This window comes from Saliphagus infecundisoli (assembly GCF_020177375.1).
Lineage (GTDB): Archaea > Halobacteriota > Halobacteria > Halobacteriales > Natrialbaceae > Saliphagus > Saliphagus infecundisoli.
Map to the genome: position 1 here is coordinate 259,230 of NZ_JAIWHV010000001.1, position 25,961 is coordinate 285,190.

The 25,961-nt window shown below is 68.7% G+C and carries 28 protein-coding genes and 2 tRNA genes; 13 read left to right on the forward strand and 17 right to left on the reverse strand.

Features of this window, described 5'->3' with window-relative positions; genetic code table 11:
• Positions 1-47 precede the first annotated feature (47 nt).
• On the forward strand, positions 48-1,253 hold the full coding sequence (locus LCF40_RS01505; protein WP_224827098.1) for a potassium channel family protein: 1,206 nt from the start codon (positions 48-50) through the stop codon (positions 1,251-1,253).
• Here LCF40_RS01505 and LCF40_RS01510 read toward each other — a convergent pair whose 3' ends face one another.
• On the reverse strand, positions 1,254-1,532 hold the full coding sequence (locus tag LCF40_RS01510) for a DUF7536 family protein (protein WP_114577423.1): 279 nt from the start codon (positions 1,530-1,532) through the stop codon (positions 1,254-1,256).
• A gap of 175 nt (positions 1,533-1,707) precedes the next feature.
• On the opposite strand from LCF40_RS01510, the gene LCF40_RS01515 reads away from it, so the two are divergent.
• The 8 genes from LCF40_RS01515 to LCF40_RS01550 all read left to right on the forward strand — a co-directional run bounded on the left by LCF40_RS01515 (position 1,708) and on the right by LCF40_RS01550 (position 6,973).
• Entirely contained in the window at positions 1,708-2,301 is a 594-nt protein-coding gene (locus LCF40_RS01515; RefSeq protein WP_114577422.1) for a metal-dependent hydrolase, read from the forward strand.
• 61 nt (positions 2,302-2,362) lie between these two features.
• Positions 2,363-2,435: transfer RNA gene (locus LCF40_RS01520), tRNA-His, on the forward strand.
• Between the two features lie 308 nt (positions 2,436-2,743).
• On the forward strand, positions 2,744-3,307 hold the full coding sequence (locus tag LCF40_RS01525) for an amino acid-binding protein (RefSeq protein ID WP_224827099.1): 564 nt from the start codon (positions 2,744-2,746) through the stop codon (positions 3,305-3,307).
• Positions 3,307-4,248 (forward strand): homoserine dehydrogenase, encoded by a 942-nt coding sequence (locus LCF40_RS01530; RefSeq protein WP_114577420.1) that lies wholly within the window; start codon positions 3,307-3,309, stop codon positions 4,246-4,248. Before LCF40_RS01525 ends, LCF40_RS01530 begins: the two co-directional genes overlap by 1 nt.
• Before the next feature lie 144 nt (positions 4,249-4,392).
• Positions 4,393-5,661, forward strand: a complete 1,269-nt coding sequence (gene tuf / locus LCF40_RS01535; protein WP_224827100.1) for a translation elongation factor EF-1 subunit alpha — start codon at positions 4,393-4,395, stop codon at positions 5,659-5,661.
• Complete coding sequence (gene rpsJ / locus LCF40_RS01540; RefSeq protein ID WP_114577418.1) at positions 5,662-5,970, forward strand: 30S ribosomal protein S10; 309 nt, start codon at positions 5,662-5,664, stop codon at positions 5,968-5,970.
• A 241-nt stretch (positions 5,971-6,211) separates the two neighbouring features.
• Positions 6,212-6,853 (forward strand): rhomboid family intramembrane serine protease, encoded by a 642-nt coding sequence (locus LCF40_RS01545; protein ID WP_114577417.1) that lies wholly within the window; start codon positions 6,212-6,214, stop codon positions 6,851-6,853.
• Between the two features lie 48 nt (positions 6,854-6,901).
• A tRNA-Ala gene (locus tag LCF40_RS01550) sits at positions 6,902-6,973 on the forward strand.
• 244 nt (positions 6,974-7,217) lie between these two features.
• On the opposite strand, the gene LCF40_RS01555 is transcribed toward LCF40_RS01550, so the two are convergent.
• The 7 genes from LCF40_RS01555 to LCF40_RS01585 all read right to left on the reverse strand — a co-directional run bounded on the left by LCF40_RS01555 (position 7,218) and on the right by LCF40_RS01585 (position 13,837).
• Positions 7,218-7,487: a HalOD1 output domain-containing protein gene (locus tag LCF40_RS01555; protein WP_224827101.1), complete on the reverse strand. Its 270-nt coding sequence runs from the start codon at positions 7,485-7,487 to the stop codon at positions 7,218-7,220.
• Between the two features lie 128 nt (positions 7,488-7,615).
• Positions 7,616-7,918 carry a DUF3006 family protein gene (locus LCF40_RS01560; protein WP_224827102.1) on the reverse strand — a complete coding sequence of 101 codons (303 nt, stop codon included), beginning with the start codon at positions 7,916-7,918 and terminating at the stop codon, positions 7,616-7,618.
• Positions 7,861-9,036, reverse strand: a complete 1,176-nt coding sequence (locus LCF40_RS01565; RefSeq protein ID WP_380683387.1) for a ComEC/Rec2 family competence protein — start codon at positions 9,034-9,036, stop codon at positions 7,861-7,863. Before LCF40_RS01565 ends, LCF40_RS01560 begins: the two co-directional genes overlap by 58 nt.
• 382 nt (positions 9,037-9,418) lie before the next feature.
• Positions 9,419-9,769 (reverse strand): winged helix-turn-helix transcriptional regulator, encoded by a 351-nt coding sequence (locus LCF40_RS01570; protein WP_114577413.1) that lies wholly within the window; start codon positions 9,767-9,769, stop codon positions 9,419-9,421.
• Positions 9,770-9,990: 221 nt separating this feature from the next.
• The gene (locus tag LCF40_RS01575; protein ID WP_224827104.1) at positions 9,991-10,878 is read right to left on the reverse strand and encodes an FAD binding domain-containing protein; all 888 of its coding nucleotides are present in this window, start codon (positions 10,876-10,878) and stop codon (positions 9,991-9,993) included.
• Entirely contained in the window at positions 10,875-13,319 is a 2,445-nt protein-coding gene (locus LCF40_RS01580; RefSeq protein WP_224827105.1) for a xanthine dehydrogenase family protein molybdopterin-binding subunit, read from the reverse strand. The genes LCF40_RS01575 and LCF40_RS01580 overlap by 4 nt, the downstream gene beginning before the upstream one ends.
• Positions 13,316-13,837 (reverse strand): (2Fe-2S)-binding protein, encoded by a 522-nt coding sequence (locus tag LCF40_RS01585; protein ID WP_114577410.1) that lies wholly within the window; start codon positions 13,835-13,837, stop codon positions 13,316-13,318. The genes LCF40_RS01580 and LCF40_RS01585 overlap by 4 nt, the downstream gene beginning before the upstream one ends.
• A 268-nt stretch (positions 13,838-14,105) precedes the next feature.
• On the opposite strand from LCF40_RS01585, the gene LCF40_RS01590 reads away from it, so the two are divergent.
• The gene (locus LCF40_RS01590; protein ID WP_114577409.1) at positions 14,106-14,318 is read left to right on the forward strand and encodes a hypothetical protein; all 213 of its coding nucleotides are present in this window, start codon (positions 14,106-14,108) and stop codon (positions 14,316-14,318) included.
• Here the strand turns inward: LCF40_RS01590 and asd are convergent.
• The 9 genes from asd to LCF40_RS01635 form a co-directional block, all read right to left on the reverse strand.
• The gene (gene asd / locus LCF40_RS01595) at positions 14,309-15,349 is read right to left on the reverse strand and encodes an aspartate-semialdehyde dehydrogenase (RefSeq protein ID WP_224827106.1); all 1,041 of its coding nucleotides are present in this window, start codon (positions 15,347-15,349) and stop codon (positions 14,309-14,311) included. The genes LCF40_RS01590 and asd overlap by 10 nt on opposite strands.
• A 105-nt stretch (positions 15,350-15,454) precedes the next feature.
• Positions 15,455-16,438 carry an aldo/keto reductase gene (locus LCF40_RS01600; protein ID WP_345777839.1) on the reverse strand — a complete coding sequence of 328 codons (984 nt, stop codon included), beginning with the start codon at positions 16,436-16,438 and terminating at the stop codon, positions 15,455-15,457.
• Between the two features lie 90 nt (positions 16,439-16,528).
• Complete coding sequence (locus LCF40_RS01605; protein ID WP_114577407.1) at positions 16,529-16,720, reverse strand: 30S ribosomal protein S17e; 192 nt, start codon at positions 16,718-16,720, stop codon at positions 16,529-16,531.
• 168 nt (positions 16,721-16,888) lie between these two features.
• Complete coding sequence (locus LCF40_RS01610) at positions 16,889-17,515, reverse strand: cation:proton antiporter domain-containing protein (RefSeq protein WP_345777837.1); 627 nt, start codon at positions 17,513-17,515, stop codon at positions 16,889-16,891.
• A 132-nt stretch (positions 17,516-17,647) separates the two neighbouring features.
• Complete coding sequence (locus tag LCF40_RS01615; RefSeq protein ID WP_224827108.1) at positions 17,648-18,325, reverse strand: DUF447 domain-containing protein; 678 nt, start codon at positions 18,323-18,325, stop codon at positions 17,648-17,650.
• Positions 18,322-19,179 carry a triphosphoribosyl-dephospho-CoA synthase gene (locus tag LCF40_RS01620; RefSeq protein ID WP_224827109.1) on the reverse strand — a complete coding sequence of 286 codons (858 nt, stop codon included), beginning with the start codon at positions 19,177-19,179 and terminating at the stop codon, positions 18,322-18,324. The genes LCF40_RS01615 and LCF40_RS01620 overlap by 4 nt, the downstream gene beginning before the upstream one ends.
• On the reverse strand, positions 19,176-19,952 hold the full coding sequence (locus tag LCF40_RS01625) for a tRNA-dihydrouridine synthase (protein WP_114577404.1): 777 nt from the start codon (positions 19,950-19,952) through the stop codon (positions 19,176-19,178). Before LCF40_RS01625 ends, LCF40_RS01620 begins: the two co-directional genes overlap by 4 nt.
• Positions 19,949-20,989: a 2-phospho-L-lactate transferase gene (gene cofD, locus LCF40_RS01630; RefSeq protein ID WP_224827110.1), complete on the reverse strand. Its 1,041-nt coding sequence runs from the start codon at positions 20,987-20,989 to the stop codon at positions 19,949-19,951. Before cofD ends, LCF40_RS01625 begins: the two co-directional genes overlap by 4 nt.
• Before the next feature lie 31 nt (positions 20,990-21,020).
• Positions 21,021-22,580 carry a glutamate-cysteine ligase family protein gene (locus tag LCF40_RS01635; RefSeq protein WP_224827111.1) on the reverse strand — a complete coding sequence of 520 codons (1,560 nt, stop codon included), beginning with the start codon at positions 22,578-22,580 and terminating at the stop codon, positions 21,021-21,023.
• A gap of 89 nt (positions 22,581-22,669) precedes the next feature.
• On the opposite strand from LCF40_RS01635, the gene mvk reads away from it, so the two are divergent.
• From mvk to LCF40_RS01650, 3 genes are all read left to right on the forward strand, one after another.
• A complete protein-coding gene (mvk, locus tag LCF40_RS01640) occupies positions 22,670-23,647 on the forward strand; it encodes a mevalonate kinase (RefSeq protein ID WP_114577402.1) in 978 nt (325 codons plus the stop codon).
• A complete protein-coding gene (locus LCF40_RS01645; protein WP_224827112.1) occupies positions 23,644-24,393 on the forward strand; it encodes an isopentenyl phosphate kinase in 750 nt (249 codons plus the stop codon). Before mvk ends, LCF40_RS01645 begins: the two co-directional genes overlap by 4 nt.
• A gap of 218 nt (positions 24,394-24,611) precedes the next feature.
• A complete protein-coding gene (locus tag LCF40_RS01650; RefSeq protein WP_224827113.1) occupies positions 24,612-25,961 on the forward strand; it encodes a ribonuclease J in 1,350 nt (449 codons plus the stop codon).

Here is a 25,961-nt window from a genome sequence, read left to right on the forward strand (position 1 = left end):
TTCGGGAGGCGACAACGCTTTTCTCGTCGGCCGCGCAAGCCCGGCGTATGAGCCCGCCTCCGGACGTGGAGTACCGGCCCGCGAGCGTCAAGGAGGTGCTCGCGGAGATGAAAGACACCGCCGAGCTGTTGATCGACCTCTCGTACTCGGCGGTGCTGTTCGGTAGCGAAGGGGTCGCAGAGGAGGTCCTCGCCTTGGAAGAGCGGATGGACCTCCTCCAGATGCAAGCCCGGATGAGCCTGCTGATGGCCGCCCGGACGACCGACGACGCAGAACAGCTCGCGCCCGTGCTGGGCGTCGTCGGCGCCGCAGAGAAGATCTCGGACGCCGCCGGCGACATCGCGAAGGTGGTGTTAGAGGAGATCGGTCTCCCCGACGCGATGCGGGCCTCGCTGCCCGAGGCCGTCGAGTCGATCGTCCGGGCGACCGTCAGGGAGGACTCCCGGTTTGCCGGGCGCACGCTGGGCGAGATCACCTTCGAAACCGAGACCGGCGTCCGCGTGATCGCGATCCGGCGCGGGGGCGAGTGGCTGCTCGATCCGACCCACGAGACGAGCCTGGAGGCCGGCGACGTCGCGCTCCTCAGAGGGGCCGAGGAGAACCTCCCGCCCGTCTACGAGTCGATCACGGGCGAGCCCTACGCGGTTCCCGACCCGGTCGAACCCGCGATCGACGACTTAGAGCGTGCGGTCGACGCGATCGTTCTGATGAAGAACATGAGCGAACTCGCGGTCGACCTCGCCTACGGCGCCGTCCTCTACGATAGCACGGAGCTCGCCGAGGAGGTCGCCGCCCTCGAAGCCGAGGTCGATCAGCTGGAATCGCGCTTCGAGGCCTGGACGCTGCGGGCCGCGGCGGACGTCGCGGATCCGGTCGTCCTCCGGGGGCTGGTCCACCTGGCGGGCAGCACCGAGGTGATCAGCGACGCGGCCCTGGAGATCAGCGAGGGCGTCCTCCGGGGGATCGGCACCCACCCGGTCGTCGCCGAGGCGGTCCTGGAGAGCGACGAGGTGCTCGTTCGCTCGACGGTCGGGGAGGGGTCGCGTCTCGACGGGACGACCATCGGCGAGCAGACTGTCCGGACGGACACGGGCATGCGGATCATCGCGGTCCGGCGCCCGCGGGGCTCGCCGAGCACGGAGGACGACGAGTGGGAGACCCAGCCCGGCCCGGACACCCGACTCGCGGCCGGGGACGTGATCCTCGCGAAGGGGACCCGTACGGGCGCAGACCGCCTCGAGGAACTCGTCTGATCAGCCCGCTTCGATCTCCCGGGACACCCGGAGGGCAGAACGGACGGTGAGCACGACGGCGATCAACATCCCCGTGGTGACGGCGACGACGCCGGCGAGTCCGAGATAGAGGAGCCACGACTCCTGGGTCTCGCCGGGGAGGACGAAGACGGCAAAAAGCGCCGCAGCGAAGAGGCTCCCGGCGAGCAGGCCGATCGCCGCGTTCCGCTTGGCGCCGACGGTCACGAGCGCGCGGGCCAGTGAGGGGCGATCCGGGCGGTTCTCGGGGTTCTCGGACACGTACGTGTGTAGCGCCCGCGCGTACAAAATCGCGTCGGCTTCTCCCCCGCGTCTCCTTGCCCGCTCGGCCCCACGCTGGCGTCCGGATAACGGCTCCGTACTCGCTCGTGGGGCCGGATCACACGGGCCGGCAGGGAACGGATAACTAATCCCCGTTCGTCCCCGAGGGAAGGGTATGTGGCCGTGGGAACACGCCATCGTCGGCTACCTCGCGTACTCGTTTTTCTGCCGGCTCTACTACCGGGAGTCGCCCGACGGGCTCGCGGCGTTCGCGGTCGTCCTCGCGTCGGTCGGTCCGGACCTGATCGACAAACCCTTGACCTGGCAGTTCGGCGTCCTCGAAAGCGGCTATTCCATTGGCCACTCCCTCTTTTTCGCGGTACCGTTCGCGCTCGTCGCCGGCGCGCTCGCGCGGGCGGCGGGGCGACCACGGGCGGGGATCGCCGTCGGGATCGGCTACCTCTCGCATCTCCCGGCGGACGTGTTCTATCACTACGCGACCGGGAGCCCGACGCGCTGGGAGCTCGCGCTCTGGCCCGTCCGGAGGACCCCCCCGGAGGGCCAGTACGGGCTGGTGGGCCACACGACTGAGCTGCTCGTCGCCTACGGCCACCGGCTGCTGGCCGGAGGGGCCTCGGGGTACGTCCGGCTCCAGCTCGCGATCGCCGCCGGTGCCTTTCTGGTGTGGCTCGCCGACGGCGCACCGGTCCTACGGGAGATCCTCGTCGGCGGCAGGCGGCTCCTCGCCCGCTCGCATGCGGGTCGGTGACCGCCGACCGAGAGCGAGTCGTAATGTATTTTAGCGTTACCCTGCTACGTCGGAGTGCGTGTCCGGGTTAGGGTAGTGGACCATCCTTCAGCCTTGTGGAGGCTGAGACGCGGGTTCGATTCTCGCACCCGGACTTTCTGGCGACGAACGAACGTGAGGAGCCGAACGTCCGACCGAGATCGAACCCTGCCAGCCGCAACGGCCGAACGCAGTGAGACCGACCGTCTGGCTTCGGTTCGATTCTCGCACCCCGATTTCGAACCTCGCCAGGAATACGCACGCGAACCGATGTCTTTTCGGTGGCCCGGCGTCCGAGATAGTCCAATGAGTATCTCCGCCAGCGTTCCTCGAGGCCGCCCGTTCCGGGCCTCTCGAGCGGGGCCCGGAACGGGCCCGTCGGAATCGGCGTACGGCGAGGCCGAGTGCCGTGGAGGTGGGGTCGATGGCTGACTCCGTCCCCGACGAGGAGCCGGGAGACGCCGAACCCGACGGCGGCGTCCGGGCGTACACCGTTCGCCTCGAGCTCGTCGACGAACCCGGCGAACTGCTCCGGACGCTGGAGCCGATCGCAGACCACGGCGGGAACCTCCTCTCGATCCACCACGAGCGGGGGAACATTACCCCGCGTGGGCACATCCCGGTCGAGGTAGACCTCGAATGCCCCCCTGAGCGCTTCGAGGAGATCGTCGGGGCGCTCCGGGAGGCGGGGATCAACGTCATCCAGGCCGGCGCGGACCGCTACGGCGAGGAGGTCAACGTGATCCTCGTGGGTCACCTCGTCGAGACCGACCTCTCGGATACGCTGTCGGCGATCCAGGGGACTGACGGCCTCTCGGTCGTCGACCTCTCGCTTGCGGCCCCCGAGGGGATGGACGCGGTCTCGAGCGCGCGGGTCCGACTGGCCGTAGACGCCGGCCGCGCGGAGTCGGCCCTCGAGACGGTCCGGGAGGTCGCCGAGGGAAAGGACCTCTCGGTCGTCGAGCCGCTCCTGGGGGGTGGTGAGTGATGGACCTCGCGATCCTCGGTGCCGGCGCGGTCGGACGATCGGTCGCCGACCTCGCGGACGACTACGGCCACCGGGTCGTCGCGCTCGCGGACTCGACGCACGCGGCGGTCGCCGAGGAGGGAATCGAGGCCGACGCCGCGCTCGGCCGGAAGGAAGCGGGCGATCCGCTCGGCTCCCACGAGCCGGAGGCGGTCTTCGACGCTCCCTACGACGCCCTCGTGGAGGCGACGCCGACGACCCTCGGGGACGCGGAACCCGGCTTCTCCCACGTCGAGCGCGCACTCGCCGACGACCGCCACGTCGTCCTCGCGAACAAGGGTCCCGTCGCCGAACGCTACGACGAACTCCGGGAGCTTGAGGCCGCGAGCGCGGGCTCGGTCCGGTTCGAGGCGACCGTCGGCGGCGCCATCCCCGTGCTCTCGACGATCGAGGACTGCACCCCCGAGTCGGTCACCGCAGTTCGGGGCGTCCTGAACGGGACCGCGAACTTCATCCTCACGCGGATGGCCGCGGAGGGACTGGACTACGACCACGTCCTCGCGGAGGCCCAGGACCTCGGGGTGGCGGAGGCCGACCCCACATTCGACGTCGACGGCACCGACGCCGCCCTCAAGTTCGTCATCCTGGCGAACGTCCTGGGCGGGGGCGGTTTCTCCCTTGCGGACGCGACCGTCGATGGGATTCAGGACGTGCCGGGCAGTGCCCTCGAGCTCGCAAGCGAGGACGGGCGGACGATTCGGCTCATCGGCGAGGCGACCCGCGAGGGCGTCCGGGTCGGTCCCAGACTCGTGCCCGAAAACGGCGCGCTCGCGGTGACCGGGACCCGGAATATCGTCCAGATCGAGACCCGCGAGGCGGGCAGTCTCCACAACAGCGGCCGTGGCGCAGGGGGCCCCGAGACGGCGACCGCGGTGCTCGCGGACGTCGGCCGGCTCGACTGACGGTCGCCCCGCCACTGGCTCGCGTGTGATCGTGGGACAAACCGCAGGACTGCGTGGCGATCGGCGTGAGGGGGTTTCGAAATGGTTTTAACCGCAACGAGCAAAGGGGACCGATATAAGCGCCTTCGCGCGTGAGCTACAACAATGAGCGAGGACAAACCACACCAGAACCTGGCCATCATCGGCCACGTCGACCACGGAAAGAGCACGCTCGTCGGACGACTCCTCTACGAGACGGGGAGCGTTCCCGAGCACGTCATCGAACAGCACCGCGAGGAAGCCGAAGAGAAGGGTAAGGGCGGCTTCGAGTTCGCCTACGTGATGGACAACCTCGCCGAGGAGCGCGAGCGCGGGGTCACCATCGACATCGCCCACCAGGAGTTCGATACCGACGAGTACTACTTCACCATCGTCGACACGCCTGGCCACCGCGACTTCGTCAAGAACATGATCACCGGGGCCTCCCAAGCCGACCACGCCGTCCTCGTCGTCGCCGCCGACGACGGCGTCGCGCCCCAGACCCAGGAACACGTCTTCCTCTCGCGGACGCTGGGCATCGAGAAGCTCATCGTCGGGATCAACAAGATGGACCTCGTCGACTACGACCAGGGCGACTACGACGACGTCGTCGCCGAGGTCAACCAGTTGCTTGACCAGGTCAACTTCCAGGTCGACGACAACTCGTTCATCCCGATCTCGGCGTTCGAGGGCGACAACATCGCCGAGCCCTCCGAGAACACGCCGTGGTACGACGGCCGGACCCTGCTGGAGACGCTCAACGACCTGCCCGAGAAGGAGCCGCCGACGGACGCGCCGCTTCGGCTCCCGATCCAGGACGTCTACACCATCTCCGGCATCGGGACCGTCCCCGTGGGACGACTCGAGACCGGGACGATGAACGTCGGCGACAACGTCTCCTTCCAGCCCAGCGACGTGGGCGGCGAAGTGAAGACGATCGAGATGCACCACGAGGAAGTCCCCTCCGCGGGCCCCGGCGACAACGTCGGGTTCAACGTTCGGGGCATCGGCAAGGACGACATCCGCCGCGGTGACGTCTGTGGCCCCGCCGACGACCCGCCGAGCGTCGCCGAGACGTTCCAGGCCCAGGTCGTCGTCATGCAACACCCCAGCGTGATCACCGCGGGCTACACCCCCGTCTTCCACGCCCACACGGCCCAGGTCGCCTGTACGATCGAGTCCATCGACAAGAAGATGGATCCCTCCTCGGGCGAGGTCGCAGAGGAGAACCCCGACTTCATCCAGTCGGGCGACGCCGCGGTCGTCACCATCCGACCCCAGAAGCCCCTCAGCATCGAGCCCTCCAGTGAAATCCCCGAACTCGGGAGCTTCGCCATCCGCGACATGGGTCAGACCATCGCCGCCGGCAAAGTGCTCTCGGTCAACGAGAAATAGATGCAACAGGCACGCGTTCGACTCGCGGGCACCAGCCCACAGGACTTAGACAACATCTGTGACGACGTCCGCGAGATCGCAAACAACACCGGCGTCAACCTGAGCGGTCCGATCCCGCTCCCCACGAAGACCCTCGAGATCCCGACCCGGAAGTCCCCGGACGGCGAGGGCACCGCGACCTGGGAGCACTGGGAGATGCGCGTCCACAAGCGCCTGATCGATCTGGACGCCGACGAGCGCGCGCTCCGCCAGCTCATGCGCATCCAGGTGCCAAACGACGTCTCGATCGAGATCGTCCTCGAGGACTGAGACGGTCGGAGACGACGATTGACCGTTCGGCCGCAGTGCCGTATTGCGACCGACGGTGCATCGACTCGTCTCCGGCCGTATGCCGACACCGGCCGACGACGCCGTTCTCGTGTCCTCGAAACGGCCGAAACGGCTGATACGGACTGCGAACCTCTTTTAGACGGTGGCGGTCCCGCCACCGGTACACACGTAGAGCAGAACGGTCTGTGCGCTTTTGTAGCTCCCCCGCGTACGGACCGGTATGTCGGAGTTCCTCCCGGGACACGATCGGGAGTCCCAGTCGGGATCGGCGACGGCGGGATCGGAAACCGTGGGAGGCGCCGGTCCGCTCCTCGAGACGCTCGGGCTGTTCGCCGTCGTCGCCCTCGCGCAGCTCGTCGCTGGCGCGGCCGGGGCGATGACCGGTCTGTTCGTCCTCTCGGCGCCGGTCACGAACGACCCCTGGACGGTCGTCACGAGCGTCTACGCCCACGGCGGGCTCGGACACCTCCTCTCGAACAGCCTCGCACTGGTCGTCTTCGGCTGGCCGGTCGCACGGGCGACGACGCGGGTTCGGTTTCACGCCTTCTTCGTGGCGACCGGCGCGGTCGCTGGTCTCGCCCAGATCTGGGTGATGGGACTGTTCGGCGCCCACGCGGGCGTTCTGGGGGCCAGCGGTGCGGTCTTCGCCCTGCTCGGCTATCTCGTCGCCGGCAATCGGCTCTCCTCGGGGATCGCCGCCTGGGTATCGGTCCCCCGGTGGGTGACCGTACTGGTCTTTCTGGTGCTCGCCGCCGCGGTGACGGTCGCGACCGCGGCCCCCCAGGTCGCGCTGGTCGCTCACTTCGTCGGCTTCCTGTTGGGGCTCCTCGCGGGCCGTGCGGGCGTGTTACAACCCCAGTAAGGATCGAAGCACAAGCTACAAATAGCGACACGGGTTACGACCGGGTGCGGGCTCGTAGATCAGCGGTAGATCGCTTCCTTCGCAAGGAAGAGGCCCTGGGTTCAAATCCCAGCGAGTCCATATTCCTGCGGCGCGAGCAATTCCGCGAGCGCCGCGAATAGATGTCGAAGTTGGGATTTGAACTAGACCAGTCGCAGCCCGGGAGCGAGCGCAGCGAGCGACCCGGACCGTCTGGGCGTAGTTCATAATCCCAGCGAGTCCACTCACTCGATTCTCTCGTTCGCGGACTCGCTGTACCTCGCAAACGCTTCGCGTTCACTCACTCCCAGCGAGTCCACATGCGTTCGTGGCTTCTAGCGCCCGATTACTCGAGCGCTGCGACTTCGACGGTCATTCGGTCGTCGAACGAGAGTTCGATGCGGTGGCCGTCGTGGTCGAAGGTGACGGTGCCCGCCCGAGAGCGCCGCGAGGTCGATTCGAACAGGCCGTTCAGCGCGTCGGGATCGACGCTGTCGTGAAGGGGTGTCACGTCGGCGGTCTCGACGCCACGTACGTCGGCGATCGCGGTGACCACCGCCGTCGTCGGCGTCTCGGCCCCGCCGATCCTCCGGCGTACGACCTCTCCCGTGTCCATGGATACGTCCTATCACGGTCCTCGGTAAAAATCTGTCGCCAAAACCGGACGTAATCGACGTATTTCGTCGATCATTGCCGGATTCGGAATCGTATTATTAATCGTTCTGTTCGTTCGTCAACCACCGGTCAGCGATCGGGGAGACGCTCGGAGAGCCGGGCGAACCGCTCGTCTACGGCCTCGCGGTGCTCCTCGCTCTCGCCCTCGCGGTGGTCGGCTCCCACGAACTCGCCGTCGGCGACCGTGACCGAGAGGACGGCCCCCTCGTAGCGACCCTCGCGGGGGAGCCGGTCGGCGGCGACGTCGAGCTGGTCGATCGCTCGGGGCCCGTCCTCGCTTGACGCGTCACACCCCGGCCCCGCCTCCATGAGGATCACGGCTGTCTCGCCGTCGACGATCCGGTCGACCACGCCGGTGTAGCTCCCGTCCATGGGGGAGGTGTAGGCACGGCACGGGCATCAATCGTGGGATCGGCGAGCTCGCGGCGCTCGTCGGCGTCGGGTCGTTCCTCCCGGAGGTCCTCGGGATCGGTCGAGAACTCCTCGGCGGGCGCGACCGAGAGCTCTCGGCCGTCGGTCGTGACGACGACGTCGCCGTGGACCGCGGTCCAGTAGGTCTCGATCCCGCGGTCGGCGAAGGAAGCGAGGACCTCCTCGTGTGGATGGCCGTACTGAGAATCGCGGGCGCTCGAGATCACGGCGACCTTCGGGTCGACGGTGGCGAGGAGGGGATCGCTCGAGGAGGTCGCGGAGCCGTGGTGGCCGACCTGGTAGACGTCGGACGCGAGGGCGTCGCCGCGGGCCTCGACCATCCGGGCTTCGGTCGCCGCCTCGGCGTCGCCGGTGAAGAGGGCGGTTCGGTCGCCGTACTCGACGGTGAGCGCGACGCCGTTTCCGTCGAGGTCCTCGCCGGCGGTGTCCGCGGGCGGGTTGTGGAACTCGACCGACGCCGCTCCGACGTCGATCGCATCGCCCTCCCGCACCTCGTACAGCGTGACGTCGTGGCGCTCGACGGCGTCCAGGTACCGTTCGTACGTCCGGGAGGTGTGGACGACTCCGGAGTCGTAGACCGCGCCGATCCCGTCGTACTCCGTCTCGTAGGCGTCGATCACCGCCTCGTGGCCGCCGATGTGGTCGGCATGGGCGTGCGTGGAGACGAGGTGGTCGATCCGCTCTACGTCCTGCTCGCGCAGGGCCGTGAGGACCCGCTTCCCGTCGTCGCGCCAGTCGCCCGAATCGACGAGCATCGTCTCGCCGTTGGGGAACTCGACGACGGTCGCGTCGGCCTGGCCGACGTCGAGGTAGCGAATCCGAAGCTCGCCGCCGGGGACGTCGGTCGGCGTCTCCTCTCTCCCGAGATCCGATCCGTCGTCGGCGTCGGCCCCCGATTCCGTCGGCGTCGTGTCGTCCGTATCGTCGGCCTCGGGAGCGCCGCTTCCCGAACCGGCGTCTGGACCGATTCCGGGTGCGATCCCGATTCCGACGACGAGCACGGCGACAAGGACGACAACGAGGACGACGGCGACGAGCCATCTTCCGGCCGCTCGAATCTGGCTCACCGCCCTTCCCGTCCCGTTGGGTGTGTTCCGATCGTCGGACCCGTCACTGTGGGCGGAAACGCCGGCCGTGCTGATAGCTGTTGGGTCGGCCTCTCGGGACCAACGGGACGAACCGTCGCAGCCGGGCGGGAGTGGGGAAGGGGAGAACTCGTCTCGCCCGGGCAGATATCTCCGGTTCGGCACGACCCTGGGAACGGTGGTGGGAAAGGTCGTGCGTATCGACCGAGGGAGAGCAGATGTATAGCCCTGCGGTCGGCATATTCAGGGTCGGCTCCGGCGACGAGCCCGAGCCGGTCGCACGGCTCTCGACGGACTCCCTCGGAAAAACTCGGGCCGTTCGCTGTCGTACACGTCGCCCCTTCGGCGGGAACGCCTACTCCTCGGTCTCCTCGTCCTCGAGTTCGCCGCGGACGAAGGCAGCCTCGGCGCTTTCCTGGCCGGCGTCGGCGGTGGGTCCTTCGAGGAGGGTCGCGAAGTCGTCGACCTCGTCGTACTGGTCCCGGTAGACCAGCGCGGCTTTCCCCGTTTGAGTGATCTCGTAGAGGCCCGAGCGTTCGGCGGGGCCGATCTTTCTGACCAGTCCGTAGTCCTCGAGGACGGGCAGGCGGGTATTGATGTTCTTGCGGCTCTTGTCCGTGTGGGCCTGGAGGTTCGTCGCGACGTTGCGTCCCGTCTCCTCTAAGGCCGCCAGGATCAGGAAGTCCGTGGGTCGTCGGAGTTTCATCGGTCATCGTACTCCCTCCTCGATAATAGGTCTTCTGGCTATTTGCGTTGCCAACGCCGGAACGCTATCTGTAACGGCTGTTTTCCGCGGCAGTGACGAACGACGGCGGAGTCGGGACTGCGATCGGTCGCGTTCGATCCCCGGAGAACCCGGCGCTGGGTCGGACGACCGGGTGACGGTCGTCCCGTCGATCGGGACGTCGTCTCCCCGGCGGTCCGGGTTCAGTCGGCGGCCGGCGCCGCGAGGTCGGCGTTCGCTTCGGCGAGCGCCCGTTCGGTGTACACCTCGAGGAGCTGTGCCCGGAACTCCCCCGAGGCTCGCAGGTCGTCCATCATCAGCGCCGTGTCGAGGCCCTCGCCCGCGCGGGCGGCTGCGGCCTCGATCGTCTCCTCGTCGACGGAGCCACCCGCCAGGGCGTCCTCGACGCCCTCGAGCCGGACCCCCCGGTCCATCACGCCGCTGGCGCCGACGCGGACCGTCTCGGCGGCTCCGTCCTCGACCGAAAGCAGGGCGGCGACGCCGACCATCGCGTACCCCGAGGAGGGGCTCGCTCGCTTGACGTAGGTGCCGACGGCGCCGGCGGCCGAGGGGACCTCGACCCGGGTCAGGAGCTCGTCGGGACCGATGTCGGTCGCGTACATTCCCAGGTAGAACTCCTCGGCGGGCACGTCGCGCTCGCCGTCGGGTCCCTGGACGACCATCGTCGCATCCGAGACGAGCACCGCGCCGGGGAGGTCCGAAGCGGGGTCGGCGTGGGCGACGTTGCCCCCGACGGTCCCCCGGTTGCGGACCTGCCGGTCGCCGACCTGCTCGACCGCCGCGGTCAGCGCGGGCGCGTGCTCGCGGGCGGCTTCGGCGTCTAAAACGTCGCTGTAGCTCGTCATCGCGCCGATGGTAAGCGTCCCGCCGTCGGCCGTGACGCCGGTGAGCTCTTCGATCCCGCCGATGTCGATCAGGACGTCGGGACTCGAGAGCCCGCTTTTCATCGCCGGGAGCAGGCTGTGGCCGCCCGCCAGTAGCTCGGTCTCCGCGTCGCCGTGTTCCTCCAAGAGCTCGATCGCTTCGGCGGTCGTTTCCGGCTCGTGGTAGTCGAACCCGTCGGGAATCATCGCTTCTCACCTCCCTCGTCGTCGCCCTCGCCAGGCGGGGACCCGCCATCCGTGGTCGCCCGTCCGTTCGTCGCCTCCCAGACCCGTTCGGCGGTCAGCGGCATCTCGATGCCCTCGACGCCAAAGGGTTCGAGGGCGTCGGCGACGGCGTTGACGACGGCCTGGGGGGCCGCGATGGTGCCGGCCTCGCCGACGCCTTTCACTCCCAGGGGGTTGTGCGGGCTCTCGGTCACGGTGGAGTCGGTCTCCATCTCGGGGATGTGGTAGGTCTTCGGGACCGCGTAGTCCTGCATCGAGCCGGTCAGCAACTGTGCGTTCTCGTCGTACTCGGCGCCCTCGTAGAGGGCCTGGCCGATCCCCTGGGCGATCCCGCCGTGGATCTGGCCCTCGACGATCTTGGGGTTGATCTGGTTGCCGACGTCGTCGACCGCGGCGTATTGCTCGAACTCGATCTCCCCCGAGTCGGGATCGACCTCCACGACCGCGACGTGGGTGCCAAACGGGAAGACGAAGTTGTCCGGGTCGTAAAAGGAGGTGGCCTCGAGCCCCGGCTCCATCTCCTCGGGCATGTCGTGGGCGAGGTAGGACTGCTCGGCGACCTCCTTGATCCCTAGCGAGCGGTCGGGCGCGCCGGCAAGCCGGAACTCGCCGGCCTCGAACTCGATATCGTCGGGATCGGCCTCGAGCTGGTGGGCCGCGATTTCCTTTGCCTTCTCGACGAGCTTTTCCGAACTCTTGACGAGCGAGCTCCCGCCGACGGCCGCCGACCGGGAGCCGTAGGTGCCCATCCCGTGTGGGATCTCGTCGGTGTCGCCCTCGACGACCTCGACGTCGTCGTAGGGGATGCCGAGCTCGTTGGCGACGATCTGGGCGTACGTCGTCGCGTGACCCTGCCCGTGCCCCGAGGTGCCACAGAAGGCGGTGACCGTCCCGGAGGGATGGAAGCGGACGAGACTGGACTCCCAGAGGCCGGCCTGGGCACCCAGTTGGCCGGCGAGTTCCGAGGGGGCGAGCCCGCAGGCCTCGATGTAACAGGAGAAGCCGATCCCCAGATACCGACCTTCCTCGCGGGCTTGCTCCTGGCGCTCGCGGAACGAGTCGTAGTCGACCATCTCGAGGGCCTTGTCGAGAGGCTTCTCGTAGTCGCCGCTGTCGTAGACGACGGCGACCTGGGTCTCGTAGGGGAATTCGTCCGCGGGAACGAAGTTCAGCCGGCGGAACTCCGCGGGGTCCATGTCGACCTCGCGGGCGCCGAGATGGGCCAGGCGCTCGACGACGAAGGAGGCCTCCGGGCGGCCGGCGCCCCGGTAGGCGTCGACCGGCGGAACGTTCGTGAACGCGCCAGTCACCGAACAGTGGATCGCGGGGATGTCGTACTGGCCCGAGAGCAGGGTGCCGTAGAGCCAGGTCGGTACCGCGGGGGCGAACGTCGAGAGGTAGGCCCCGAGGTTCGCCTTCGTGTCCACCCGCAGGCCCGTGATCCTCCCGTCGTCGTCCATCGCGAGTTCGGCCTCCGTCCGATGGCCCCGTCCCTGGGCGTCGGTGACGTACGTCTCCGTGCGTGTCGCGGTCCACTTGACCGGACGCTCCAGGTCCTTGGCGATCCAGGCGGCGAGGGCCTCGTCGGCGTAGTGGTGGATCTTGCTCCCGAAGCCGCCGCCGACCTCCGGGGCCTTGATCCGGAGTTTGTGCTCGGGGTGGCCGATGACCCCCGACATCAGCAGCCGGTGGAGGTGGGGGTTCTGGGAGGTCATGAACACCTCGAGTTCCCCGGAGCCGGGACTGTAGTCGGCGACTGCCGCACGGGGCTCCATCGCGTTCGGGACCAGCAACTGGTTCTCGACGTCGATCGAGACCGTATGCGACGCCGACTCGAACGCCTCGTCGGTCGCGTCGCTATCCCCGAGTTCCCAGTCGAAGGCGACGTTGTCCTCGCCGTGGAGCGCGGGAGCGCCCTCGTCGAGTGCCTCCCTGGGGTCGGTGACGGCGTCCCGGCGGCCGTAGTCGACGGAGACGGCCTCGGCCGCGTCGCGGGCCGTATAGCGGTCCTCGGCGACGACGACCGCGATCGCATCGCCCTGGTAGCGAACGCGGCCGTCGGCCAGGATCGGGTGATCGACCTGCTCTAAACTGTCGAGCAGCCAGCCGGTCGGCAGCGAGAACGACCCGCCTTCGGGCGTGTCCTCTCCGTGGAGGTCCTCGTGGGTGTACGTCGCGACGACGCCTTCCATCTCCTCGGCCGCGCTCGTATCGACGCCCTCTAGATCGGCGTGGCCGTACTGGCTCCGGGCGACGGCCATGTGGGCCATCCCCGGACGCTGGATGTCGTCGGTGTACTCGGCGTCGCCGGTGATGAGCGCGGGGTCCTCCCGGCGTTCGATCGCCGAGCCGAGGATGTCGGCGGCGTCGACCTCCTCGGGGTCCATCGAGTCGATCGTCACTCGCCTTCACCCCCCGGCCAGCGGACCTCGCCGCCGTCGGCCACCGGTTCGTCCAGCTCGGCGGCGGCGTTCTCGACGGCGTTGACGATGTTCTGATAGCCCGTACACCGACAGAGGTTCCCCTCTAACCCCTCGCGGATCTCCTCGCGGGAGGGGTCGGGGTTCTCCCTGAGGAGATCGGTCGCCGTCATCATCATCCCGGGAGTGCAGTAGCCACACTGGAGGCCGTGTTCCTCCCGGAACCCCTCCTGGATCGGATGGTAGTCGTCACCGCTCTCGAGCCCCTCGACGGTCTCGATCCGCTCGCCGTCGGCCTGGACCGCGAGCACCGTACAGGACTTGACGGCCTCGCCGTCCATGTGGACCGTACAGGCCCCGCAGGTAGTGGTCTCACAGCCGACGTTCGTCCCCGTATAGCCGAGTTCGTCCCGGAGCGCGTGGACGAGCAGGGTCCGTGGCTCCACCGAGAGCTCGTGGTCGGTCCCGTTTACCGTCAGCGTGATCTCGTGGTCGGTCATGGTCGTGGCCGGGACGCCTCGGGTCGCTCGCTCGAGCCGGCTCTCCCGGGGACCGTCGGCTCGCTCGGGGCCTTGGCATCGGCGTCTCCGAACTCAGTGAAGATCGTACACATACACCACTCTACATCCCACCTATATAATTATAGTTCTTTGCAATGGGTCGGCGGCGCGCTTGCCGGCTGCGATCGGCTGATGGCCGTCGCGGACCCAGTCTCGACGATCGCACGCCTCCGAAACCATTATATCGGATAACTCACAATTTCGGCCCATGGGCACCGTCGACTCCGAAGCGGGACACCCCTTCGAGAACCCGCTCTTTCGCTACGGGATCGGTCTCTCGGGAGCCATCGTCATCATCGCCGTCGCGATCCTCTACCTCGACGGCGTCGCCCGCTACGTCGCGCTCGCGATCGCGGTCCTCGACGGAGCGGTGACGCCGAAGATCCTCGAGTACGCCGCCGCTCAGGACGCTCAGACGTAGCCCTCTTCGACCAACAGCTCGCCGTTCAACACGCTCGCGCCGGCAGCACCTCGAAGCGTGTTGTGGGCGAGGCAGTTGTACTGGATGCCGAACGTCGATTCGCGGACGCCGCCGGCGGCGATCGCCATCCCGTCGCCGACGGTTCGGTCGAGGCGGGGCTGGGGCCGTTCGGGGTCCTCGAAGACGTGGATGAGCGGCTCGGGCGAGGAGTGAAGCGAAAGCGATGGGTACTCCGCAAACGCCTCCCGAACCTCTTCGGGGGAGGGGTCCTCGCTCGTCTCGATCCAGACGTTCTCGAGGTGGCCGTCGATCGTCGGGATCCGGTTGCAGGACGCGGCAACCTCCATTTCGTGATCGGCGAGCGCGGTGCCGTCGAACTCCCCGAGCAGTTTGCGGGACTCGGTCTCGAGTTTGGCCTCCTCGCTGCCGATGTGGGGGATGGCGTTGTCGATGATCTCCATCGACGTGACGCCGTCGTAGCCCGCCCCCGAGACCGCCTGGAGGGTCGCGACGTGGACCGTCTCGAGGCCAATACCCGCCTCGGCGAGGGCGGCGAGCGTCGGAACGAACGTGATCGTCGAGCAGTTCGGGTTCTTGACGAGCGCCCCGTCCCACCCGCGCTCCTCGCGCTGGATCTCGAGGGCCTCGAGGTGATCCCCGTTGACCTCCGGGATCACGAGCGGGACGTCGGACTCCATCCGGGCGTTCGAGGAGTTCGAGGAGACGACGTAGCCGGCCTCACAGAACGGGGTTTCGACTTTCGCGCCGACGGTCGAGGGCAGCGACGAAAAGAGCAGGGGGACGTCGTCGGGCACTGCTTCGGGAGTGGTCGCGGTGACGGTCATCTCGCCGACCTCCTCGGGGATGGGGGTGTCGATGCGCCACTTCGCGACGTCGCGGTAGGGGTGGCCCGCGCTCTCGTCGCTTGCTGTCAGGGCCGCGATCTCGAACTCGGGATGGGGTTCTAAAAGCTGGATCAGGCGCTGTCCGACCGCGCCGGTGGCGCCGAGAACGCCGACTCGTACTGTCATTGCCCGGGGTCGGGGACGGTGGCGCAAAGACGTTTGGGTTCGGGCCAGTATCGACTCCCCGGCGCCGGCGCCGGACGGCGATTCCCGACAGCTATCGACCGGCGGTCACCACCGGTGGTGGACGTACTCGCGGACGGACTCGTCGTAGACCTCGGTCACCGTCGCCCGCTCCTCGTCCGACAGCGACCGCAACCTCGAGGCCGCGGCGTTCGCCCGGACGTGCTCGGGGTTCGTCGACCCCGGAATCACCGTCGTCACTGCATCGAAATCGAGGATCCACCGGAGGGTGAACTGGGCCATCGACCACTCCTCCGGTACTGCGGGCCGGAGTTCGTCGACGGCCTCGAGGCCGACGTCGTAGGGAACTCCCGCGAAGGTCTCGCCGACGTCGAAGGCGTCGCCGTCGCGGTTGTAGTTGCGGTGGTCGTCCTCGGGGAACTCAGTGTCGGCGTCGAGGGCGCCCGTCAACAACCCGGAGGCGAGGGGAACCCGGACGATGACCCCGACGTCGCGGCGATCGGCCTCCCGGAAGAACAGTTCCGTCGGGCGCTGGCGCAATGGATTTGCGATGATCTGGACCGTCTCGACGCCGGGGTACTCGATCGCTTTGAGCCCTTCCTCGCAGCGCTCGACGCTGACGCCGTAGTGGGCGATTTTCCCCTCGTCGACGAGGCCCGAAAGCGCCTCGAACGTCTCGGGCTGGTAGTAGGCGTCCGTCGGCGGGCAGTGCAGTTGGAGGAGATCCAGCGTCTCGACCCCCAGGTTCTCGAGGCTTCGATCGACGAACTTCTCTAAATGCTCGCGGTCGTAGTCGGCGGCGACGTGGGGGTCGAGCCGTCGGCCGGCCTTGGTCGCGACGACCGGCTCCGCGTCGTGGTCGGCCAGGACCTCCCGGATCAGTCGCTCGCTGCGGCCGTCGCCGTAGACGTCGGCGGTGTCCAGGAAGGTGATACCGGCGTCGAGAGCGGCCCGGATCGCTTCTCGACCTTCGTCCTCGCTAACCTCTCCCCAGTCTGAACCGACGTTCCAGGTTCCCATGCCGACCTCTGTGACGTCGTAGCCGGTCGTCCCGAGCGCACGCTCGTCGATATCGGTCTCTGCCGTGTCCATACCCGACGTTGTGGCCGGACGGCTATAGTCCTTCAGCTACCGGAGGACGGGCTCGTCGAGAACTCGCGTTCAGGCGGGGACTTCGCTGCCCTTCTTGCGGGTGACGTAGCCCGCGACCCGGTTCCGGACGCCCTTGGACTCGATGTTGGTGAGCTTCATGACGCTGTCTTTGTTCTGCTCGAAGTCGGTGGTGAACGCCTCCGGGTACCGCTCTAGGAGCAGGTTCCCCGTCTTCTTGACGTAGGCAGGTTTGATGGCCATGGGGGAAGCTCTCTCCCTGAGGGCCTTAATAGGCACCATTTCTGCCGAATCGATTCGGGCCTTCGCCGTCCGGTTCGACGCCCGCAGTTCGGCCTCCGGGGCGTCGTGGGCCAGTTCGTGCGGTCGGACCAGGTGACTCGGACTCGGCGATCCACTGCGTCTCCCCGATCACTCGTCGACGGATCGAACCACGCCGAGTGCAGCGCCGATCCATCTCGCAAAGCCCGTCTCGACGACGACGGTCACGAGGATGACCAGAAACACCGTCCCGAGCAGGACGTCCGCGCCCGCCGGATCCGAGGGAGGCGCCCCCGTCTCGAGGCGGATGGCGAACAGCGTGGCGACCGTGGCGGGGATGATCCCGCGCGGACCGATCGCGCCGACGAACAGGCGCTCGCGGACCGTGAACCCACAGCCGATCGTCGAGACGAAGACGGCAAGCGGGCGGAGCACGACCATCACCACCGCGACGACCGCGAGACCGGCGACGCCGAGCGCGAGCAGTTCGGAGAACTCGAGCAGCGCCGCGAGCGCGATGAAGACGAACGAGAGGACGAGGACGGTCACGTCCCGCTTGAACCGGTGAACGCTCTCTTGGTGGGGTAACTCGACGTTGCCGAGGACGAATCCCGCGGTCGCCGCGGCCACGATGCCGGCCTCCGAGAACACCGAATCGGCCGTCGCGAACGCGGTGACCGCCGCGGCGAGGACGAGCAGCCGGGCCACCTGTGGCGCCCGATCGGGGGGAAGTTCGACCCGCGTGAGCAGCGGATCGAGATCGACGTGGATGGACACCGGTTCACCACCCTCTCCGCCGCTCGGAGCCGTCCGTCTCGGCTGTCACGGCGACCATGAACCGCGAACTACGGCTCCCAGCGGTAAAATCCTCGTGGCATCTCGTGGGCCGCCGGGCCGTCGTCGTGCGACCTACAGCCAGTCGTATTCGTCGGCGGCCGCCGGCTCCCACGTCGAGTGTCGACGCACCCGCGAGAGCGCCTCCAGTTCGCGTGGCCCGCCCGTCCGGTCGACCACCGACACGCAGTGGGCGAGCCGGTCGACGAGGACCGTCTCGTCGTAGCCCGGGACGTCGAGGCGCGAGGCCGCGACGGTCGCCTCGATCACGGCTCCGAAGCCGCGGTTGATCGGCGCCACCGTCTCGCGCTCGATCGCGGCCTCGACGGGCACGAGGGTCCACTCGACCCACCGCGTCCCGCCGTCAGTTCCCGACCCCGCTCGCTCGGCGCGCACCCGAGCCCAGGCGTCCGTGGCGTCGATCACCGGCTCCGCTTCCTCGACGATCGAGAGGGCGGCGTCGGCGAAGGCCACGGGGTCGCGCGTGAACTGGACGTACCCCTCGCCCTCCCGGTGAAAGTTCCGCTGGGTCCGGGTGTTCCCCCAGGTGCGCGCCGTGACCGCCTCGCCGGCGAACAGCCCGAGCGCGGCGACGTTCCACAGTCCGTTCGGCCCGCGGGTCGCCACGAGGGACTCGGTGACGCCCGCGAGGGAAACGGGCCACCCCTCGCAGGGCTCGCCCTCGAGCCCGTCTGCCTCTTCGCCGGGTACCCCCTCGTCCGCCCGCTCGCACCCACCATCGTCTCCGCTCATACGACCAGCTCACCCCGCTCGAGCGCGACGAACAGCCCCGCACAGACCAGATCCGCGGTGGTCCCCGGATTCACTCCCCGCGAAACGAGGTCGTCGGCGAACGCCTCGACGGCCTCGGGCTCCGTGTCGAGCGCGGAGCGCTCGTCGAGTTCCGCCGCCCGCTCGCGGACCTCCTCGGCTACCCTCTCTCCGTGTTTGGTCGCGACGAGCGTGTCCGGGCGGTCGGCGAGCGCGGAGAGGAAGGCGGCCGCGGCCCGCTCGGAGGGCGTCCCCTCGGTCCCGCCGATCACCCCTGCAGCCCGGAACGAGCGCTCGAACCCCTCGGTCCACTCGCGGGCGACGTCGTCGCCGGGCACGCTCGCCGCCATCACCTCGAGCAGCGTGAGCCCCCGCTCCTCGACGGCGGGGACCGCCTCGCTGCCCCGGCGGACGTCGAGGGGCTCCATCCCCTCGGGCGGCTCGCCGACGCGGACGTCGGTGTGGTCGAACGCCCGGTAGAAGCCGGCGGCGTCCTCGACCGTCGTCCCCTCGACGACCTCGCGGACGCCGGCGGGCGTCACTTCGCGGCCACTTGCGGCCCGGACCAGCGGAACCAACAGGAGCAGCGAGCCGAACTGGGTGTTGCCCCCCTCCTGGCACCCCATCCCGGCGACCGCGCGCTCGAACGCGCTCCCGACGGGGGCGCCCTCGCCGGCCAACTCGAGGCCCTCCCGCGACCCGACGGCACCCGCGAGGAAGTGGTCATACCGGAGGCCGGAGAGATCGCGCTCGCGATCGACGTTTCCGGGTTTCGGGGTCGCGCTGACCTCGAGCAGGAGGGCGAGCTGGGCGGTCTCGGCGGGCGACCGGGTCATGGCTCCGGTTCCGCGGGCGGTTCGATCCCCTCGGGGTCGAACTCCCGATCGACGGCCTCGCGGACGCGCGCCAGGACCGTGGGGTCGTCGCTCGGCCGACCGACGCTGACCGCGTCCGCTCCGTAGGATCGGTACTCCGCGACCGCTTCGCGCCCGCGGACGCCGTTGTTCGCGATCAGGTACAGTCCGCAGGCCGCTCGGACGTCGGCGACCAGCCCCTCCGAGTCCATCGCATCGACGTGGAGATAGCTCGCACCCGCGTCCTCGAGAACCCCCGCCAGCGCCGGGAGATCGACCCCCGGAACCTCAGTTCGGACCTTGACCCCGACCGGGACGTCCGCCGCCTCCGTGGCGGTCCGGACGTACTCGGCGAGTCGGGGGGTGTCGGCGAGCAGGGACTCCCCACAGCCCACGGCGCGGAGTTCGTCCTGGCGGCAGTGGGCGTTGATTTCGAGGAACGCGCCCCGGTCCTCGCAGATCCGGGCGACTTCCTCGAGAGGATCGGGCGTCGCCGACCGGACGTTGATCCCGGCCCGGATCGGCGCGTCCTCGAGGGAAGCGAGCTGTCGGTCGACGAAGGCGGCTGGCTCCCGGGGGAGGAACTCGCTTCGCCCGCGGGCGACCAGTTTTCTGGCGGCGGCCCTCGAGGGCGAATCGAGGGCGATCCCGCCCAGGACCGCGGCGTCGGCGTGCTCGCCCCCCGCCTGCGCCCAGTCGGCGTCGGACTCGCCGCTGAGACTCGCGAGCGCGAGCCGCGGGGCAAAGTCGGTCATCGATTCCCATCCCCTTCCCGGACCCGCTCGATCGCGCGGAGAGCGGCCTCCCGGACCCGCCTCGCGTCCGCCTCGCCGTCGATCCGGATGTTGGTCTCGACCGTCGGGACCGGCAGGTCACCGCCATCGCCCGAATCGACGACGACGGCGTCGGCGAAGGGGTAGGCCTCGGCCAGCCCCGCCGTCGTCGGCTCGCGGCCGGTCGCGCGCATGAGCTCCGCTGCAGGTCCCGAAAAGGCCTCGCCCGCGAGGAAGGGGGAGACCGTGACGACCGTCGTTTCGGCGAGGGCCTCGCGAACGCCCGGCACCGAGAGGATCGGGCCGACGCTCGTCACGGGGTTCGAGGGGCCGATCACGACCGGCTCCGTCAGGGCCTCCAGAACGGTGTCGGTCGGGGCGGCCTCCTCGCTGCCCCGGAACTCGACGTCCTCGACGGTCGGCTCGCCTTCGCGGCCGACCCAGTACTCCTGGAAGTGCATTGCTCCCTCGGGGGTGTGGACGATGGTCGCAACGGGATCGTCGCTCATCGGCAGGATCTCGCTTTCGGCGCCGACGGCCTCCCCCAGAACTCGAGTCGCCTCGGTCAGCGTCTCCCCCCGATCGATGAGGCTCGTCCGGGTGATGTGGACCGCCCGGTCGCGGTCGCCGATCGTCATGAACTCCGCGATCCCCGAAAAGCGCCGCCAGCGGGCGAGTCGCCGGCCCGCCGTCTGGGCCTCCTCGGGGAGGTACTGGGGACCCTCGGACAGCCCCGCCTCGCTCGCGAGCTCGAACAGCGCCTCGTTCGTCCGGTGGGTGTCGCCCTCGATCCCCCACCAGTACTCCCGATCCAGCACGTCGCCGCCCTGAAAGAGCAGCGTGTCGATGTCCGGCGAGACGAGCAGGCCCCCGAGTTCGATGTCGTCGCCGGTGTTGGCGACGATCGTCAGGGTCTCGGAGGAAAACGGACCTTCGCCTCCCGCAGCATCGACTCTCCCGGACCCGGTCCCCTCCAACAGCTTCGGCGTTCCGGTCCCCCCGGAGAGAACGGTAACCATACGGGTCCTACCGCCGGCTCCGGTTAATGGGTTACGACCCCGATCCCTCGCTGCCGATCCACTCGGCGAAACTCCCCTCCAGAAGGGTCTCGGCCTGGCGGTCGATGTACGCCCGCTGCATCCCCGTGATCGCCCCCTCGAGATCGCTTCCCTCGTCGAGGCGGGCGGCGACCTGGTCGCGTTTCCAGCTCGCGGGCGTCACCCCCTGGCGGACCCGCCGGCGGAGCGGGTAGAGGTACTTCGCGGCGGCGTCCTCGCTCAGGCCCCGGCTCGAGAGGCCGTCCTCGGCGTGGGCGAGGAGGTCCTCGTAGATCCGTTTTCGATCCCTCGTCCGGTCGCCGTCGTTCGTGATCCAGACGAGATCGGCCGAGAGCCCCTCCCGCATCGCGGCGTAGAAGTTCTCGCGAGCGATCTCCCAGTCGAGATCGACGACGGGGTGTTCGAGCCGGGTGAGGCTCTCGAGCAGGCCCGCGAACGCCGCCTGGAAGGAAATCGAATCCCTGACCGTGGGCTGGGCCGGGATCGGGCGGAACTCGATGCGGGCGTTCGCCGCCGATCGGCTCGAGCCGTCGAAGACCGGCCGGACCCACCGCCAGTAGGTGCCGTGTTTCCGCCGGAAATGTGCGAACCGATCGTCGAACCGCCCGCCCTCCGAGACCGGCATCGGGACGATGGTGTCGTCGTCGACGATCCGGTCTACGGCCTGGGCGGCGGTCTCGAGGTCGCGCGGGAACCGGACCTTCCCGGCGCCGGCGGCGGGGTCGTTGAGGGTCGTCTCGAAGACGCTGATCCGGTGTTCCATCCACGCTTCAGCCAGGATCTCCTGGGCGCTCGCGCCCTCGTCGTAGAGGTCGGGCGGGAAGAAGGGGCTGTTGACGCCCAGCGCGAGCAGCGGGGCGGCGATCCGCAGGGCGTAGTTGAAGTAGTCGGGGAGGTCGACGGCGTGGGGGACCTGGTAGTGGGGCTGGATCGAGGTAATCAGGCTCTCGGGCATCACGGTGTCCGCGGAAAGCGAGACGTTGGGCGCCTCGATGCGCATTCCTGCGGTCTCGGCCTGATCCGTGTTCGCCATCGCGTGGTAGCGTGCCGCCGCGCTCATGTTCGTCGCGACCCGGATCGGGCGTTCGTCGTCGCCGACCGTCCGCTCGACGCTGTCGGTGAGGTACCCCCGGGCGGTCTCGCCGTCGGGGGGGATCGTCCAGAGTGCGTCGCTGACCAGCGCCATCCCCTCCGTGCGCGTGACGTCGACGGCCGTCCGGAGTCGGGACTTGACCTCGGCTTCCTGGGCGAGAAGGCCGTCGGCGTTCAACGGCTGGGGGCTGGTCGTCATCTCGGCGTTGTGGAGCCCGAGTTCCTTCTCGAAGCCGATCAGCTCCAGCAGTCGGCGGGGCATCCGCCGAAGAGCGCACCCGTCGGCGCCGACGGCGTAGAACTCGTACTCGAGGCCGACGATCGCCTGGGGGTTGTCGAACGTCCCGTCGTGGATCTCGCCTTTGATCCAGTCGGCGTCGGCCCCGGCCCGCCGTCGGTACTCCTCGGGATCGACCGCGAGCACCTCCCCGACCCGCGCCGCGAGTTCCTCCCCGGGCATCTTCGTACTCGCCACTCTCGGTCGCCGGACTTGAATGCAGTTATCCCCGATCGACGGGATATAAACGACCCTCGCCCCTACGGCCGGCCATGACTCGCTCTACCGCCCCCGGGAAGGTCTATCTCTTCGGGGAACACGCCGTCGTCTACGGCGAACCCGCAGTCCCCTGTGCGATCGAACGTCGGGCCACTGTCTCCGTCGAGCGCCGCTCGGACGACCGCCTCCGGGTCGAAGCCGCGGACCTCACGATCGACGGCTTCGCCGTCGAGTACGGCGCGGGCGGGACCGACGGCCCCGAGATCGACGTCTCCGATGGCCTGGTGTCGGCCGCGACCGCCTACGTCGACGAGGCGATCGCCCAGGCTCGAGACGCCGCCGGCGAGGACGCGGGCTTCGACGTCCTCATCGAGAGCGAGATCCCCCTCGGTGGCGGCCTCGGCTCCTCTGCGGCGGTCGTCGTCGCGACGATCGACGCCGCGACCCGCGAGCTCGGCCACGAACTCGACAGGGCGGAACTCGCCGAGCGTGCCTTCCGGACCGAGTACGAAGTCCAGGATGGCCAGGCCTCCCGCGCCGACACCTTCTGTGTCACTTCGGGGGGTGCGGTCCGCGTCGAGGGCGACGACTGCCGGCGGATCGAGGCCCCCGACCTCCCGCTGGTCGTCGGCTTCGACGGCGGTGCCGGCGAGACCGGCGAACTCGTCGCCGGCGTCGGGGCGCTGCGCGAGGAGTACGGCTTCGCTTCCGACACCGTGGGCGCGATCGGCGACCTCGTCCGGGAGGGCGAGGCCGCCCTCGCCGACGGGAACATCGAGGAGGTCGGCAGGCTGATGGACTTCAATCACGGCCTGCTATCGGCGCTGGGCGTTTCCGCGCGCTCGCTCGACTCGATGGTGTGGGCCGCCCGGGAGGCCGGCGCCCTCGGCGCGAAGCTCACGGGCGCGGGCGGGGGCGGCTCGATCGTCGCGCTCGATCACATGGAGGAAGTCGAGACCGCCCTCGAGCTCACTCCCGCCTGCGAGGAGGTATTCCGGGCGGAACTCGCCGAGGAGGGGGTCCGGCGATGACGACCGTGCTCAAACTCGGCGGGAGCGTCATTACGGACAAAGATCGGGCGGAGACGGTAGACGGCGAGAGCCTGGAGCGGGCCGCGGCGGCGATTGCCGATGCGGTCTCGGACTCCACAGAAACCGACGGGGGACTCGTCGTCGTCCACGGCGGCGGCAGCTTCGGCCACCCCGCCGCCGACGCTCATGGAGTGACGACGACGGCCGGGACCGACGACGCCGGGGCCGTCACCGAGATCCACGCCGCGATGACGGCGCTGAACGGCTTCGTCCGGCGGGCCCTCCTCGAACGCGGCGTCGAGGCCCTCCCGGTCTACCCGCTCTCGCTCGCGGCACGAAATCGGGAGGGCGACCTCGCGCTCCCCACGGAGAGCGTCGAGACGATGCTCGAAGAGGGGTTCGTCCCCGTCGTCCAGGGCGACATGGTTACCCACGCCGGCCGGGGCGCGACGGTCGTCAGCGGCGACGAACTCGTCGCCGAACTCGCACGCGGGCTCGACGCCGACCGCGTCGGGCTCTGCTCGACGGTTCCCGGCGTCCTCGACGACGAGAGGGTCGTCGATCGGATCGACTCCCTCGCGGACGTCGAGTCGGTGCTCGGAGGAAGCGAGTCGACGGACGTCACCGGCGGAATGCGGGGGAAAGTCGAGACCCTGCTCGGCCTCGAGACGCCTGCGTCGATCTTCGGGCTCGAGGGACTCGAGGGGTTCCTCGCGGGCGAGGACGTCGGGACGACCGTCGGCTGAGCGGGTAGGTCGCTGACGACGCGGATCGCTGAGACGGATTCCGTCGGCCGGCGAACCCACTGTGTTTTTAACCGCGGGGAGCATAGCGCCGATCATCGAGACCCGCGGGCAAGTGCGCTCGGTCGCGAGCGCATAGCGGGACCGAATGGCCGTCCCGGTGACGGGCCGGCCAGGAGACCGGGAGTCCGCGGACCGTTTCGGTGAGTGTGTTTACACCAATGGAAATCGAAATCGCAACGATAGGCGGATACGAGGAAGTCGGGCGGCAGATGACTGCCGTCCGCGCCGGTAACGACATCGTCATCTTCGACATGGGGCTGAACCTCTCGCAGGTTCTGATCCACGACAACGTCGAGACCGAGCGGATGCACAGTCTGGATCTGATCGACATGGGCGCGATCCCCGACGATCGGATCATGAGCGACCTGGAGGGCGACGTGAAGGCCATCGTACCGACCCACGGCCACTTAGACCACATCGGTGCCATCTCAAAGCTCGCCCACCGGTACGACGCGCCGGTCGTCGCGACCCCCTTCACGATCGAACTGGTCAAACAGCAGATCGAGGGCGAACAGAAGTTCGGCGTCGAGAACGACCTCGTGAAGATGTCCGGCGGCGAGTCGATGACCATCGGCGACCACGGCGTCGAACTCGAGTTCGTCCACGTCACCCACTCGATCATCGACGCGATCAATCCCGTGCTCCACACGCCCGAGGGCGCGATCGTCTACGGCCTCGACAAGCGCATGGACCACTCGCCGGTGATCCAGGACCCGATCGACATGAAGCGCTTCCGTGAGATCGGCCGCGAGGACAACGGCGTGCTGTGTTACATCGAGGACTGTACCAACGCGAACAAGAAAGGGCGGACGCCCAGCGAGAACGTCGCCCGCGAACACCTCCGTGACGTCCTCTACAGCATGGAGGACTACGACGGTGGGATCGTCGCGACGACGTTCTCAAGCCACATCTCGCGGGTGACCTCGCTGGTCGAGTTCGCGAAGGACATCGGCCGCCAGCCCGTCCTGCTCGGCCGGTCGATGGAGAAGTATTCCGGGACCGCAGAACGGCTGGACTTCGTCGACTTCCCCTCGGATCTGGGGATGTTCGGCCACCGCAAGTCCGTCGACCGCACGTTCAAACGGATCATGAACGAGGGCAAGGAGAACTTCCTCCCCGTCGTCACCGGCCACCAGGGCGAACCCCGCGCGATGCTCACCCGGATGGCCAGAGGCGAGACCCCCTACGAACTGGACGACGGCGACAAGGTCGTCTTCTCGGCTCGCGTGATCCCCGAGCCGACCAACGAGGGCCAGCGCTATCAGGCCGAGCGCCTCCTCGGGATGCAGGGCGCGCGCGTCTACGACGAGATCCACGTCTCCGGCCACCTCTGTCAGGAGGGCCACTACGAGATGCTAGACGCCCTCCAGCCCCGGCACATCATCCCCGCCCACCAGGACCTGAAGGGTTTCTCGGGGTACGTCGATCTGGCCTCGAATCAGGGCTACCAGATGGGTCGGGACATCCACGTCACCCGCAACGGGAACCTGATCTCGATCGTCGACTGA